The 13,135-nt window shown below is 62.8% G+C and carries 18 protein-coding genes; 9 read left to right on the top strand and 9 right to left on the bottom strand.

Translation table 11 applies throughout. The annotated features are described in order from the left end of the window. Window positions 1-23 precede the first annotated feature (23 nt). Both RFM40_RS13035 and RFM40_RS13040 read right to left on the bottom strand, forming a co-directional pair. Window positions 24-1,025 carry a bestrophin family protein gene (locus RFM40_RS13035; RefSeq protein ID WP_320277640.1) on the bottom strand — a complete coding sequence of 334 codons (1,002 nt, stop codon included), beginning with the start codon at window positions 1,023-1,025 and terminating at the stop codon, window positions 24-26. A 290-nt stretch (window positions 1,026-1,315) separates the two neighbouring features. Next, complete coding sequence (locus RFM40_RS13040; RefSeq protein ID WP_320277641.1) at window positions 1,316-1,879, bottom strand: terminase large subunit domain-containing protein; 564 nt, start codon at window positions 1,877-1,879, stop codon at window positions 1,316-1,318. A 99-nt stretch (window positions 1,880-1,978) separates the two neighbouring features. Between RFM40_RS13040 and RFM40_RS13045 the strand changes: the two genes are divergently transcribed. From RFM40_RS13045 to RFM40_RS13060, 4 genes are all read left to right on the top strand, one after another. Continuing rightward, window positions 1,979-2,431 (top strand): hypothetical protein, encoded by a 453-nt coding sequence (locus RFM40_RS13045; protein ID WP_320275322.1) that lies wholly within the window; start codon window positions 1,979-1,981, stop codon window positions 2,429-2,431. A 201-nt stretch (window positions 2,432-2,632) separates the two neighbouring features. After that, the gene (locus RFM40_RS13050; RefSeq protein ID WP_320275323.1) at window positions 2,633-2,902 is read left to right on the top strand and encodes a hypothetical protein; all 270 of its coding nucleotides are present in this window, start codon (window positions 2,633-2,635) and stop codon (window positions 2,900-2,902) included. A 116-nt stretch (window positions 2,903-3,018) separates the two neighbouring features. Beyond that, on the top strand, window positions 3,019-3,324 hold the full coding sequence (locus RFM40_RS13055) for a hypothetical protein (RefSeq protein ID WP_040975155.1): 306 nt from the start codon (window positions 3,019-3,021) through the stop codon (window positions 3,322-3,324). A 72-nt stretch (window positions 3,325-3,396) separates the two neighbouring features. Next, complete coding sequence (locus RFM40_RS13060; protein WP_320277642.1) at window positions 3,397-3,813, top strand: hypothetical protein; 417 nt, start codon at window positions 3,397-3,399, stop codon at window positions 3,811-3,813. A gap of 212 nt (window positions 3,814-4,025) precedes the next feature. Here RFM40_RS13060 and RFM40_RS13065 read toward each other — a convergent pair whose 3' ends face one another. Both RFM40_RS13065 and RFM40_RS13070 read right to left on the bottom strand, forming a co-directional pair. Beyond that, window positions 4,026-4,445, bottom strand: a complete 420-nt coding sequence (locus RFM40_RS13065) for a DoxX family protein (RefSeq protein WP_320226253.1) — start codon at window positions 4,443-4,445, stop codon at window positions 4,026-4,028. A gap of 281 nt (window positions 4,446-4,726) precedes the next feature. Then, on the bottom strand, window positions 4,727-5,482 hold the full coding sequence (locus RFM40_RS13070) for a tryptophan 2,3-dioxygenase family protein (protein ID WP_320277643.1): 756 nt from the start codon (window positions 5,480-5,482) through the stop codon (window positions 4,727-4,729). 139 nt (window positions 5,483-5,621) lie between these two features. Between RFM40_RS13070 and RFM40_RS13075 the strand changes: the two genes are divergently transcribed. Together RFM40_RS13075 and RFM40_RS13080 are read left to right on the top strand one after the other, a co-directional pair. After that, window positions 5,622-6,092, top strand: a complete 471-nt coding sequence (locus RFM40_RS13075; protein ID WP_320226251.1) for an Lrp/AsnC family transcriptional regulator — start codon at window positions 5,622-5,624, stop codon at window positions 6,090-6,092. Window positions 6,093-6,551: 459 nt separating this feature from the next. Beyond that, entirely contained in the window at window positions 6,552-7,112 is a 561-nt protein-coding gene (locus RFM40_RS13080; RefSeq protein ID WP_320277644.1) for a hypothetical protein, read from the top strand. 11 nt (window positions 7,113-7,123) lie between these two features. Here RFM40_RS13080 and RFM40_RS13085 read toward each other — a convergent pair whose 3' ends face one another. Genes RFM40_RS13085 through RFM40_RS13095 form a run of 3 tightly spaced genes read right to left on the bottom strand, consistent with a single transcriptional unit; the run spans window position 7,124 to window position 9,607 of the window. Further along, the gene (locus tag RFM40_RS13085; protein WP_320277645.1) at window positions 7,124-8,296 is read right to left on the bottom strand and encodes an SdrD B-like domain-containing protein; all 1,173 of its coding nucleotides are present in this window, start codon (window positions 8,294-8,296) and stop codon (window positions 7,124-7,126) included. Beyond that, window positions 8,293-9,183 carry an HTTM domain-containing protein gene (locus tag RFM40_RS13090; protein WP_320277646.1) on the bottom strand — a complete coding sequence of 297 codons (891 nt, stop codon included), beginning with the start codon at window positions 9,181-9,183 and terminating at the stop codon, window positions 8,293-8,295. The genes RFM40_RS13085 and RFM40_RS13090 overlap by 4 nt, the downstream gene beginning before the upstream one ends. Further along, window positions 9,167-9,607, bottom strand: coding sequence for a hypothetical protein (locus tag RFM40_RS13095; protein WP_320277647.1), 441 nt, complete (start codon window positions 9,605-9,607; stop codon window positions 9,167-9,169). The genes RFM40_RS13090 and RFM40_RS13095 overlap by 17 nt, the downstream gene beginning before the upstream one ends. 322 nt (window positions 9,608-9,929) lie before the next feature. Between RFM40_RS13095 and RFM40_RS13100 the strand changes: the two genes are divergently transcribed. Then, window positions 9,930-10,265: a BrnT family toxin gene (locus RFM40_RS13100; RefSeq protein ID WP_320277648.1), complete on the top strand. Its 336-nt coding sequence runs from the start codon at window positions 9,930-9,932 to the stop codon at window positions 10,263-10,265. Beyond that, a complete protein-coding gene (locus RFM40_RS13105) occupies window positions 10,175-10,528 on the top strand; it encodes a BrnA antitoxin family protein (protein WP_320226244.1) in 354 nt (117 codons plus the stop codon). Before RFM40_RS13100 ends, RFM40_RS13105 begins: the two co-directional genes overlap by 91 nt. A 329-nt stretch (window positions 10,529-10,857) precedes the next feature. Here the strand turns inward: RFM40_RS13105 and RFM40_RS13110 are convergent, their stop codons facing one another. Together RFM40_RS13110 and RFM40_RS13115 are read right to left on the bottom strand one after the other, a co-directional pair. Beyond that, window positions 10,858-11,217: an SPW repeat protein gene (locus RFM40_RS13110; protein ID WP_320223133.1), complete on the bottom strand. Its 360-nt coding sequence runs from the start codon at window positions 11,215-11,217 to the stop codon at window positions 10,858-10,860. 153 nt (window positions 11,218-11,370) lie between these two features. Beyond that, window positions 11,371-12,423: a sensor histidine kinase gene (locus RFM40_RS13115; RefSeq protein WP_320226243.1), complete on the bottom strand. Its 1,053-nt coding sequence runs from the start codon at window positions 12,421-12,423 to the stop codon at window positions 11,371-11,373. Between the two features lie 146 nt (window positions 12,424-12,569). Here RFM40_RS13115 and RFM40_RS13120 point away from each other — a divergent pair, with 146 nt between their 5' ends. Further along, the gene (locus RFM40_RS13120; protein WP_292356153.1) at window positions 12,570-12,773 is read left to right on the top strand and encodes a CsbD family protein; all 204 of its coding nucleotides are present in this window, start codon (window positions 12,570-12,572) and stop codon (window positions 12,771-12,773) included. Window positions 12,774-13,135 lie beyond the last annotated feature (362 nt).

Here is a 13,135-nt window from a genome sequence, read left to right on the forward strand (position 1 = left end):
GGGGCGAGGAACTTCGCGCCCGTTCACGTCGCGATATCATTTACCGGCGCCAATGGCGCCGGCAGGCTGGTCTCGCCCAGTCCTCGTCGCAACTCGATCTCGATGTCTCGGCAGATCTGCGAGATGGGCACATCGTTGGCGCCGCCCTCGAAGGGATTGGCGCTGCTCTCGCCGACCAGGTCGAGCGACATGTAGACCCATCCCAGAAGCGCGCTGAACGGAATTGTCAGCCAGATCGCGATTGGGCCGAGCACGCCCCCTAACTTGGCCATATCCGCAAAGACCGGGACAATCCCAAACGGCAGCAAGGTGCAGAAGATGATCATGAAGATCGAGCTGATGATCGCATATTGCCGGGGATAGGGATTGTTCTTGATGCGATCGCAGCGCGCCTGCTGGTCATGGAAGTCGCGTATGAGTTTCATAAGCTCTGGATAGACCTGCGTCGGGATGCTGGTGCTCTTCAGCAAGCCGTTGACCTCGGCCAATTGCATGTCGAGAAGGACTATCGCCGGCTGTGGCGATTTCAGCACGCTCTCGGCTTCCTCCCCCAGCAGTTCGCGCAGTTCGTCGCCAAGCGAGCTTTTGTCCTCCTGGACGTGATAGCGGCGCCGCCGGTACTCGATATTGACTACTTTCGCCTGGGATTCCCACGGCATCGGCCGCCGCAGCGAAAACCGCAGCGCCGTCAGCCAGGCGAGATGGCGGTGGATGAGCTGCCTGGCGGTCGCGGTATCCGTGAAGCTCCTGCACAGGCTGGACCACATCCGGCTGCTCGCGGTTATCTGCGAAAAGGCCTGCAGGGCCTCGTTGCTGCGGGTGAACACCTGCGCATTCTTGAAGCCGGTAACGAGCGACACCGTGGTGCCAAGCACGAGCACGATCGACCATGGCACCGAGAAGCCCACGATGGCAGGAAGGCGGTAGGCGGTGATCGCCAATCCGCTCACCACGACCATGTAGATGACGCTACGCCGCGTCCACAGCGCGAAGTCCAACAATTTATAGGAACGGCCTACATACATTCCTGAAATCCCTCACGGCACGCAAATCACGCCAAAGCGTTCGAGCCCACCATAAGGGGTGAATATCGTTTTGACAGCGTGCCAGAGGCGCCGTCGGCGAAGTAGCCGATCTCCCCCCTCGTGGGGGAGATGTCCGGCAGGACAGAGGGGGGCGCGAAGGAATGCGACCTTTCTACTCTAAGCCATTCGCATCAGGGTTGAGGGTGCGATAGGCTACCTCGAGAGGCTGGCGGGACAGCGCCCCCCTCTGCCCTGCCGGGCATCTCCCCCACAAGGGGGGAGATCGGCCGTCACTCACCCTTGCCAATTCTCTCCACCTCCGCCGCGCTCAAAAACCGCAGCACAACATCCGACATGCCCAAGAGCGGCGTGAAGGTGACGATGGTGATGCCGCCCGTGGCGTTGGTGCGGGTCAGGCCTTCCGAATAGATATCGAGCGGCGGTTCCTCGTCGAACCAGACGCCGTGCAGCGTCTCGCCCTGCCATTTCTCGCGGCCTTTTTCGTAACTCTTGAAGGACAGCACGCTTTCGCCCGCCTGCACGTCGCCGCCACCGCCCCAGCGCACGACGACGCTGTCAATCGCGCCAGGAACATTGCGGCCCATCACGGTCTCGGCAATCGCATCGGCCGGGATCATGCCGGTGCCCCATTCCGCCTGCTGCTGCGGCGGGCCGACCAGCACACGCTGCGGGTTGTCGCGCGTGCCTTCGCCGGTGACGCCGGCCGCCCAGAGCCGGACCGGCGTGTCGAACACCTTGCCCGTCCACCAGTCGGGATAGCGGCCGGTCAGGTGCATGGCCCATTCGGCGCCCCCTGCCCTGGTCTTGCAAGTAGCATTTGAGTTTCGTTGCACCAAAAAGGGCCGGGAGTCCGCTCCGCGGCCCTTGCCTTTGGCGGCTTGCGGGAACCAGGAGCCGCCCAGACCGTTGCAGGAAGAAAAAGGAGAAAACCAATGGCAGACAATGACATAGGCACCGCAACTCGGGCGAGTGGCAACGGCAAGGGCACGACGAGCGCCGCGCGCAGCAGAAGCGCGTCGCGCCGCAGCGCGCGGTCTTCCAACGCCTCCGAGGCGGAGATGAAGAAGCAGATCGCGGAACTGAAGCGCGAGGTGAGCCGGCTCAACCGGATGCTCTCCGACCAGGCCGAGGAAGCGGCTCATGGCTGGTATCAAAGCGCGACCGACCGCGCCTCCAGCCTGTACAGCGGGGCATCCCACCGCGCCTCGCGCGCGGCCAAGCAACTGCGTACCCAGGCGCATAGCGTGTCCGAAACGGTGCAGCAGAACCCCGGCACGATCTCAACCGCGGTTGCGATCGGCGGGCTGTTTGGCGTGCTGATGGGCCTCACTATCGCCAGAAGCTCGCAGCCGGACCCCGACTGGTTCCGCCGCTGGCAACGCTAGGGCGCGAGACGGCTTGCCGTCTCGTCGCTGCTTCACAGACCTAGCAGGAAAGGCCGGGCAGGCGCGAGACGGCTTGCCGTCTCGCCGCTGCCTCACGGACCTGACAGAAAAGGCCAGGTTCCAGCCTGGCCTTTTTGTACAGGCTGGTCATTAGCATGACCTTATGGAATCATTCATCCATAGGAATCGCGGAGAGCGGGCATGGACAAACCTGCCATGGCATCCGTCTTTCGGATGCGGCATGTGCCAGCAAGCATTTCGGGCGTTCGCAGCCTGGGCCGGGGCCAGGCGGATCCCGTTTTCCACTCGAGGCCGCTCGGCGAAGCCATCCGCTTCATCGCCGAGGCCGACGGCCAGTACGACTTGAGCGCCGTCGCCATCTCCTACGGCGACCGCACGACGCCGCCGCTCGGCAGCCGCGAGGTCAAGCAGCTCTGGAGCGAATATGGCCAGCGCCTGATGGAGACGTAATGCATGTCGCCAAAAAGTGCGCAGCGCGCTTCCGCGCGACGCGCTTTGGGCAAGCCTTCCCGGATCGGAAACGCCGCTCGCGCGTTTTTCAGGCGAGGTCAATGGGAGGAAGCGCTATGAACGTCGCCAATCTGCAACTCGAGGGCCTGCTGATGGCCGTCGCGGCAATCAACCATGTGCTGGTGCGCAAAGGGGTGCTGACGGTCGAGGAGATCGACATCGCGCTGCGCAAGGCCGAGGCGGTCGAGACCGGTGAGGACCGGTCCGAGGGTATGTCGGCGTCGAGCCGCGATGCCGTCAACTTCCCCATCCGGCTGCTCGAACTCGCCAACCAGTGCCAGCCGGAAGCGGACATGCCGTCCTTCTCCAAGCTGGCGCGCATGGTCGGCCAGATGAAGGAACCCTACAACGATCAGATGTGAGTTAAATTGGAAGGATCTAGCGCCCACCAGAGAATCCAGCCTATCTTGAGGTAGGAAACTCTTGGGGGACAAATGAATTACTGGTTGAAGTGGCTACTGATCAATATCGCCGCCCTCGCCGCGGCTACTCTGATTGGCCTGTTTGCGCTTTCCCAGGTTTACGTCTTCAAAGTCACCGTCGGTCGAAACCCCGCCGCTCCATTCGTTCTCGGCTTTGTGGTTTCCTTTATCGTTGCCTTTTCATCCCCGGCAACCCGGTTCAAGCCGCGATTTATGGTTCTAAGCGGTATTTTTGTGGGAGAGTTTGTTCTTTCCTTTGTGGTTTTCAATGCGACCCTTCTGTTGGTCAATACCTATTGGGGCGGAGATATCGAAGCAGCCAAGCCTTGGGTATATGGCGGGGCAGTTGTTCCCTTCCTCACTGGCGTGACCGGCTTCCTGGTATTACGGCGATATCGCCTCACTGCCGTGGCAGACGTGTTCCGGTAGCGTTGAGCCGATGACGGGATCGGTCGACGGAAACGTGCGACGAATGCCGCAGCACATACTTCAGCGGCGCGAGTGCGGGCAAGCCCTTGTCCTGAATGCGCCCATCGCTTCTACGGCTACCCAAATTGCAACCATCGGTTCGAAGGCGGCTGTGCCTTCTCTGCGCTGGGACAGGAGCCGGTCAGCGTTTATAGCCCGCCTGATATCGTAGCTCACGCCTTGCCCGGCCAGCCTTGTCGGACTGCAAGCACGCTGCCCGGTCCATGGACGGCGGCGAAGAGCAGGCCGGCGGCGAACGGGAAATGCGACATGAAGGCACCGAACTCGGCCTGGTTCGAGGCCCAGTGCGAGGGGCCGTGGAACGCAAAGGCGAGGAAGATGACATAGACCGCGCCGATCAGTGCCGCCGGCGTCAACAACGCGCCAGTGAGGAAGGCGATCACCAGCAGCGTTTCGAGGATCGCCGCGCACCAGGCCAGAAACAGCGGGAACGGGAAGCCGGCGGCGGCGATGTAGCCGGCAGTGGCGCCCATATCCATGAACTTGAACGCCACCCCCATTGCGAACATGGCGGCGAAGATCAGGCGAGCGATGAGAATGGCGGCGGTCTGCCAGGTCGATTGCGTTTCCACGTTGTCCCTCCTGGTTGAAGTGGTTGATGTGCCTCAAGGACGGGCGAAGGGTGATGGTTCCGACAGGGGTGGGAAAAATTGTTTGAAGCGCCCGGTTTTCCTCGCCCCCGCCTCAGGCGGGGGAGAGGTGGCCGCGCAGCGGCCGGAGAGGGGGACAGCGCCGGCGATGGCAGAATGGCAGCACGCCTGGCTGCAGGACTCGCGCTTTACGAAGACCCCTCTCCGTCGCGGCTTCGCCGCGCCACCTCTCCCCCCGCTTCGCGCGGGGCGAGGAACCAGACTCAGCCCGCCTTCGCCTGCGGCGGATGGCTGATCGAATCCCGCACGGTGCCGTAGGCGGCGCCCCAGCGGTCGGTCATGTCGCAGCGTATGTCCCATAGCTCGGGGAAGAAGCGGTGGCGGGCGCCGCCCTCCAAAATTTCCACCGGCCGGCCCTTCAGCGACTTCGCGCCGAGTCCGATCGAGCGGTGGATGAGATAGAGGTGGTTGGCGCGGAATTTCTGGAACAGCTCGTCGAACTCGATCAGCGCTTCGGCCACCACGTAAGCGTCGCCATGGTCGTAGTGGGCGTCGTAGATGTCCTCGACGGAAAGCCCGCGTCCGTCGAGATAGGCGTGCCTGAATGCCCGCCACAGGTCCGGCGGCAGGCGCAGGATCAGCTTGAAGCCCGGCGATTCCTGGCCGCTGCCATTGCCGAGCTCGAGGCGGATCTGCTGGTATTCCTTGGGAGACATGGTTTCCAGAAGGTCGAGCTGCGCCGTCATCAGCCGCACCAGCCGGTGCACGCGCCCCATCAGGGTGACGACGCGGTGGGTATCCTCTCTCTCCAGATAGTCGAGCACGTCGACCAGCGTGTAGGCGATGAGCTTCATCCACAGCTCCTCGACCTGGTGCACGATCTGAAACTGCAGCTCATCGGCATTGACCATCTCGGCGAGCGGCTTCTGGCAGGCAAGCAACTCGTCGACTTTCAGGTAAACGCCATAGTCGCGCATCTCAGGCGCCTCGATGCGGGCATGATAATCCGATTTGTCCATGACTCATCTCCTCGCGCGGGCATGGTTCGATCTGGCCAAGGATAGCGCTTCCGTCTTGAACATTGTTCCTTTCTGTTATCCAATTTACCGAAACTGAAGGACGAACCATCGTCTTTCCAGGATTCTTGGAGAACAGAAAATGCTGGATAGCGTTGACCGCAGAATTGTTGCCGCCCTCGAACGCGACGCGCGCGTCTCCTTCGGCAATCTCGCCGAGGAGGTGGGCCTGAGCAAGACGCCGTGCTGGAAGCGGGTCAAGGCACTGGAAGACGCCGGCGTCATCCGCGGCTACTCCACCCGCATCGATCCTGCCGCGATCGGCTTCGGCATCGAGGCCTTCATCCAGGTGTCGATCGACTTCGAGGTCTCGGACGCTTTCGAGGCGGCGGTGAAGAGGCACCCGCTGATCCGCCGCTGCTACGCAACCACCGGCGAGGCCGACTATCTGTTGCAGATCGTCACCGTCGACATGCGGGCGCTGGACCGGATGCTGCGCGTCGAGCTCAGCCGGCTGCCCGGCGTGCGCCGCACCGTCACCTCGATGGCGATGCGCGAGATCAAGGGCGACATCTCGTTTGCCGACGCGGCGTCGCATGCGTTGAGGGGATGAGGCGCGCGCACCAAACGATGTGAGACGTTGGCGGAGCAGCAGGAGGCCCGATCTCCGATCGAGCCGCAGAGGCCGGCCGCACAGGCGCGGCGTCGAGCCCTGACTTTTTCTGGGATGGTCGAAGATCAGGCGTTGAACCGGTCTATAGTCGAGGCGGGGGTACGCGGGTGGCAGATATCGTCTCAACCAGGATCACTGCGGAGCCTGCCGGGTCGGCAGGACGCTTGCGGTTTTTCGCATTAATGGCGGATGCCGGTATCGCGCGTCGTTCCTTGCCACGGCTCGGGAGTATTCTGGCGGCAGCGCTGCTCGCGTCGACCATGCTGGTGTCGACGGCCACAGCAACTCGCGCGGCGTCGGTCTTGCCGGAGCTGCGGGACGGGTTCGACCGGTCGATAGATCCCGTAGCCCAAATGCAAAAGGGCAAGCGCATTCTTCTGGTCCAAGCCGCAGGCGGAAATGGCGGCAACGGGGGGAATGGCGGCAATGGCGGTGCCGGTGGCAACGGCGGCAATGGTGGCGACGCTGGCGGCAACGGTGGCAATGGCGGCGCCGGGGGAAACGGCGGCAATGGTGGCGACGCTGGCGGCAACGGCGGCAATGGCGGCAATGGTGGCAATGGCGGCGCCGGGGGAAACGGCGGCAATGGTGGCGCCGGTGGAAATGGCGGCAATGGCGGTGCCGGTGGAAATGGCGGCAATGGCGGTGCCGGTGGAAATGGCGGGAATGGCGGCGCCGGCGGGAACGGCGGCAATGGCGCTGGTGGAAACGGCGGCAATGGCGGTGCCAATGGAAACGGCGGGAACGGAGGATCCGGTGGTAACGGTGGATCCGGCGGCAATGGCGGCAACGGCGGCGCCGGTGGAAATGGCGGGGACGGAGGGAACGGAGGCTCAGGCGGGAACGGCGGTTCCGGCGGCAATGGCGGCGGCTCCAGCCATCACAACACCACCCATTCGGACGGCGCCCGTTCCTGCGGAATCTCCCAGAGATCGTCTTGCTGACGCGGCCCGACCCTAAAGCGCGTCGGGCTACGGACCGGTGCGGTAAGCGAAATCGTCGATCGCGGCCTGCCAGTGATGCTGTGTCCGGATCTCGAGCCGCGTGATGCGCATGTAGTCGGCCGCGAAGTAGACCGGACCGCTCGCGGACAGCACAACCTGATCCTCATATGCGGGCTGGTCGCCCCGCCAGGCCTTGAGAACAAGCGTCTCGCCCTCCGCGTCGTTCCAGCCGGCGCCGAAATAGGCGCCCTCGAAATCGAACGGCTTGTCGCTGAACGCCTGCGCAGGGTGCCCCGAGCTGTTGTAGGCGATGAATTCGCCCGACATGGTCGTGTTGACGTAGCCCGGGCCGTCAGTGAAGCGCTGGTGCATGGCAACGAGATTGTACCAGTTGAGCCCGCCATAGCCGGATGGAATTTCGAACACGCCCGACGTCGTCAGCAGGTCGTCGAAGCCGACGACATGCTGTTCGGGCAGCGGCTCCTCGGCAGGTCCGCCTTTGCCCGAAAACGCGGAGAGAACAACCGGCGCGCCGCCGACCACAATTTTCCGCCGCTGCGTCGCCCCGTCGGCCGAAACGTCGACCAGCCACTCGCCGGGCGTCGCGGGTGCGCTGAACCATCCATCCGGCTCAACCTTGGCAGCGGCAGTGACTCCGTCCGGCCCGGTGAAGGAAATGCGCGACCCGGCGGCGACCGCGCCGCTGATCGTCAGATCTGGCGCAAGCCCGACCGGGTGCGTCGTAGCGCATGCGATCATGTCGCCTGGCGAGCCAGGTGAAACAACATAGTCGCTTTCCTGCGACGCGTTCCCGGTGGTGATGGACCAGCCTGGCGGAGGCACGACCCGGAGCGAGTAATGTCCGGGATCGACAACCTCGAGATCGCGCTGGGTAACCGACATCCGGAAATTGGCAAAGCCGCCGGCATTGGTCCACCTCATCACGGTGTCGCCATTCGGCTTGCCGAGTTCGACCGCCACATGCGGCATCGGCCTATCGCCGAGGTCGTAGACCCCGTTCCTGTTGAGGTCGCGGAACACGAGGATCGACGTGTTCATCTGGCCACCGTTGAAGGAGCCCCATGCGCGCTTGGGATAATAGTCCTTCGCACCGCCGGCACGCGCCGCGTCGCAGAACATGGCCAAACCGATCGCCGGCGCGACGACGAGGGCGCCCGAAAAGAACAAACCGCGCGTCACGAAATTCCCTCTCTGGCGGCCAATCCGATCCCCTGGAGTCGCGCGATGACCTTGTCGACGGCATCCGCATCGAAATAGGCAAGATAGAGCAACGCCATGGTGGCGCTGAACGTATAGACCGGCAGCGTCACATAGATGATGGCGTGAAAGACCAGGCCCGGCAGGACCAGATAGCGCCTTGTCCGACGAAACGGCAGGCCGAAGGCAAGACAATATTCGAGCGCGACCACGGCGAGAGACACGATCGTGGCGAGCCAGGCAAGGCCGGCTGGATAGTCAGAGCCCGCGTAATACCAGAGGAATATCTGCTCGATCCGCGCGCCGCTGAGAACGGCGTAGTTCGTCTTGTCGAAGGCGGCGAAGAAATAGAGCACCGAGAGCTGCACCACGATCAGCCGCAGCCCCCACAGATTGCCGCGCTCCGCTGGCGGCGGAAGGCCCGTGCGTTCGGCGCGCATCACCGCCAGGTAGCGGTCCAGCGAATAGGAGAGGCCGCAGGGGGTGAGCGCGATCAGAAGCGCGGCGATGGCAAGCAAATAGGTATGATGGTGGGTCCAGGGCTCGCGACCAAGCTGGTGGCCGAAATAGTAGTACATCGCCAGCCCGACCGAGCCCGTCCAGACAGCGGCGATGCGGCTATGATAGCCGACGAAGAGCAGCGCCGTGGCGACGAAGAAGTTGACTGCCAGAAACAGACCGTTCGGCGATTGGTCCCTATAGAGCAGCAACTCGCCCGCCCAACGCGACCAGAACAGCATTGCCAGGCCGATGCGGACCAACGCGGACGAACGCGACGAGCCCTCGGTACCGACCGCCCAGTCGACGAACCGTGCCGCAATGGCGCGCACCGGACGCCATTCAGCGATGGCGTCAGCCGGCGCAGGCATTTTCGGCATCGGTGTGGACGGTCTGCCAGCCACTGCGCGTGGCCTGCCGTGCGCGGACACGGATGTCGGCGCCCTGCCCGGCGGCCGTACAGAGCCGCTTGATGACGGAAGCCAGCTCGTCGCGGCTTTCGATCCGCTTTAGCCTGCCGTTGCGAGGAGCGCCGAGCATCTTGAACCGGTCGAGCGGGAAAAGCGCGCCGTCGGGGCGGCGGACCTCGAAGGAAGCGTCGATCACGTTGAGCCCAATCGCACGGAACATGGTCCAGGAGCGCAGCAACGCCGTTCTTACCCCGAAGACCTGCTCAGCGGCCGGACCGGCGATCATGAACGCGGCGATCGCCATGAATGCGAAAAACCGCAAGCGCCCTGCCGACACCCGTCCGGCAGGCTCCGCGCTGATTCTGGCTAAGACGACATCCGCCACCCGCGTACCCACGTGCCGACTATAGACGGGTTCAACGCCGTTCTTCGACCATCCCAGAAAAAGTCAGGGCTCGACGCCATGGCTGCCAGTGTTCGGAAGTCAGTTCAGGCCAAGCTCCGCGCGAGCAGCCGGCTCGCCCCCTTGCGCTGCCTTTTCCCTCTCGGCCCGAGCCTTGCGCTTCGGGCACTCCTCGAAATCATGGTCACGGCCATACGCTAAGGGATTTCGGGGGCACGGACGTTTGGGAATTTTCGTATATACGAATATTGCATAGCTGAAGCATTTTCCGTATATACACTTATTGTCGAAACAGGTGGGGGCGATGCATTTCGAATGGAATGCCGCGAAGGCCAGGAGCAACAAAGCCAAACACGGCATCGATTTCGAGCTCGCTCTGGAATTCGACTTTGCAAACGCTATCATCGCTGTCGACGATAGCGAGAACTATGGCGAAGAGCGCCTGGTCGCCACGGGCATCGTCAATCTATGTGATGGTCTATGTCGAGCGTGGCGAAGCGATCCGGGTAATTTCGCTCCGTCGGGCAACGAAGAAGGAGATTGTCAGCTATGTCGAAAACCTCTGACCATTCCCGCTCTGCCGTGGTGCGCCGCAACGCAAAGGCGCCGGCGCGCACCCGTGAAGAGGCTTTGGCCATAGCCCGGGCTGCCCTTTCACGTATATCGGACGAGGAGGACACGGCAATCAGAGCCGCGGCGTTGGCCGACCCGGATGCGCAGCCTGCGGAAGCATTGCCGCGCCGCAAACCTGGACGGCCGCGCGCGGAAATCAAAAAAGTAGCTGTCTCTCTGAAGCTCGATCCCGACGTGCTCAGCGCCTACCGTGCCCAGGGACCCGGTTGGCAGACGCGCATGAATGACGATCTGCGCAAGGCGGCAAAGCTAGGGCGCTCCGCTCGCTAGGCCCGCCGCAACTCAATGACGCTTCGTTCAGCCCGCTGATGCTTGCCATCGGCCGCTCGGATCTTTGCTCCGCCTTCCGTTCCTTCTCGGCATCGGCCTTGCGCTTCGGGCACTCCTCGAAATCATGGTCGCGGCCGCCGCAATAGGAGCAGCATTTGGCGGGGGTGTCGGGGTGAAGCATCGAGGCCATTCCCAAGAATGCACGAAAAGGTATCCGCTTGCAGCAATTGCGTGAAGCCGCAACCGCCGTTCAGCCCCATGCCCCGATATGTCTTCGCTCAGTTCCAGGAGCTCGCCGCTCGCGCGGCGGGCCCCCGTTCAATCACCGCTCACGCATGCGCGTGGGGGTGACGGAAGTCCCAGACGGCCCAGGCCGATGCCGCGACCACAAGCACGCCGAGGACGACGTGCGTGAGCATCACGTTCCTGTCGGCTGCAAATCCCAGCAGCCAGGGCGACACGATCAGCCAGAGCCCGAGAACGACATTTACCCATTCTTCCCATTCGGCGAACACCGAAAGCGTCGCGAGCGCCAGCGCGCCGAGCGCAACGCCGACAATCCAGGCGTTCCACGCGGGCACCATTGCCGCAGTGAATCCGATGACCCAGGGTGAGATGAACAGGCAGATCGCGAGGACCAGATTGATCCAGTCCTGGCTCTTTCTTCCTTCCATCAGTTTGCTTGGCATGACAACCTCCATGGAGCTTGACCGAAGCAACTGCACAAGCGTGAACACCGCACGCTTAATTAATTGATGTAATACTCTTTTACGGACCTGCAAGGAGGCCGCGGCCAGGCGTCGTTCCCCGGTTGAAGATGCCTGGAGGGCTGAAAACGGCCTTCAGACGCTGAAGTCCCCTTCGGTCTCGGCGCCAAGCTGCGGTATGACGATCGCCTCGAGCGGCGCCGTCAGCGACCATTTCAACGCACCGGGCGAGCGCTCGAGGCTGGAGGAGCCGCTGAGCGATTGCGGTGCCACCCGCTGCAGCACCACCGTGCCGAAGCCCTTGCGCATGGTCTCATCTGGCTCGCCAATGCCGGCATCGGCATTCGACGTCTCCTGCCAGACCAGGTGAAACAGGCGCCGCGCCTCCGGACCGGTCTCGACCGTCCAGGTGATCTCGACATGCCCGCCCTCGCCCGCCAGCGCGCCATATTTTGACGAGTTGGTGCCGAGCTCGTGGAAGGCCATGCCGAGATTCTGCACGGCATTCGACTGTAGCGTCAGCAAGGGACCGGAGAGCGAGATGCGCTCCTCATGGCCGAACGGTTTCAGATGTTCCTGGATGAGGTCGAAGAGGCTGGCTCCCGCCCACTCCGAAGTGACCAGAAGATCGTGCGAGCGCGACAGCGCCATGATGCGCGCGCGGATCATGTCCTCGAATTCGCCGGGATTGGCCGAGCGCTTGTTGGTTTCCCTCACCATCGACAGGATCACCGCGAACTGGTTCTTCACGCGGTGGTTGACCTCGCGCATCAGGAGCCGGATGCGGCGCTCGCTCTCCTTGGCGGCGGTGATGTCGCGGGCGATCGTGGACGCGCCGACAATATCGCCGGAAGAGTTCCTGATCGGCGAAACCGTGACTGAGACAGCAATCAGCGAGCCATCCTTGCGCTTTCGCATCGTGTCAAAGCTCGCAATGCCTTCGCCTCGGCGGATGCGGCCGATAATGTCGGCCTCTTCGTCATGCAGATGCTCGGGTATGAGCAGCAGCATCGATCGGCCGATGGCTTCCTCCGCGCCGTAGCCGAACAAGCGTTCGGCCGCGCGGTTCCAGTCGGTGATGATGCTGTGCAGGTCCTTGCCGATGATCGCGTCGAAGGAGGAATCGACGATGGCCGCCAGCCGCGCATTGGCAATGGTATCTGCTGATTTCCCGCCCCCGGATTTCACTGATTCGCCCCGGATATCGCCATCGGCATTAGCTAGCGCGGCTGGGGACCAAGGCAAGCGCCTAAGCAGAAGTGGATAGCGGCGCCTCACTGGAACATCCGCGCTGCGTGACCGTTTGGCATTCGTGTTCAATCAGGAGGACTATCATGGATTGGAACCGCGTCGAAGGGAACTGGAAGCAGGTCAAGGGCAAAGTCAAGGAACAGTGGGGCAAGCTCACCGACGACGACCTCGACCGCATCGCCGGCAAGCGCGACCAGCTCGAAGGCAAGATTCAGGAACGCTACGGCATCGAGAAGGATCGCGTCCGCCGCGACATAGACGAGTGGTACGCCCGCCAGGGCTGGTAGGCTTCCTCGTCCACCGCCGAAAAAGGAGCGCTGTCGCGCGACATTGCTCCTTTTCCAACTCGCAATCGATATATTGATCTTAAGCGAATGTTGCGCTCCGAGCAGTGCATCAAAGTCCAAAAATTTGCATTTCAGAACAATGCTTCTATATTAGCTGACTAAGTGATTCATAGCACGCTGAACCGATGGCTAAGAAGAAATCGAAATCGGCCTTGTCCGCCATAGCGACAGCCTCCCGGTCGGAGGCTGCTGAGGCCGTTCATTTTGCCCGCAGGTGCGGTCTCACGCCTGACGAAGCACTGCGGCTAATGCGCGAGGCGCAGGTGGCACCGGAACTCAAGTCACCGGACGGCGGAAAGCGG

This window comes from Mesorhizobium captivum, assembly GCF_033977165.1.
GTDB classification, from domain to species: Bacteria; Pseudomonadota; Alphaproteobacteria; order Rhizobiales; family Rhizobiaceae; genus Mesorhizobium; species Mesorhizobium captivum.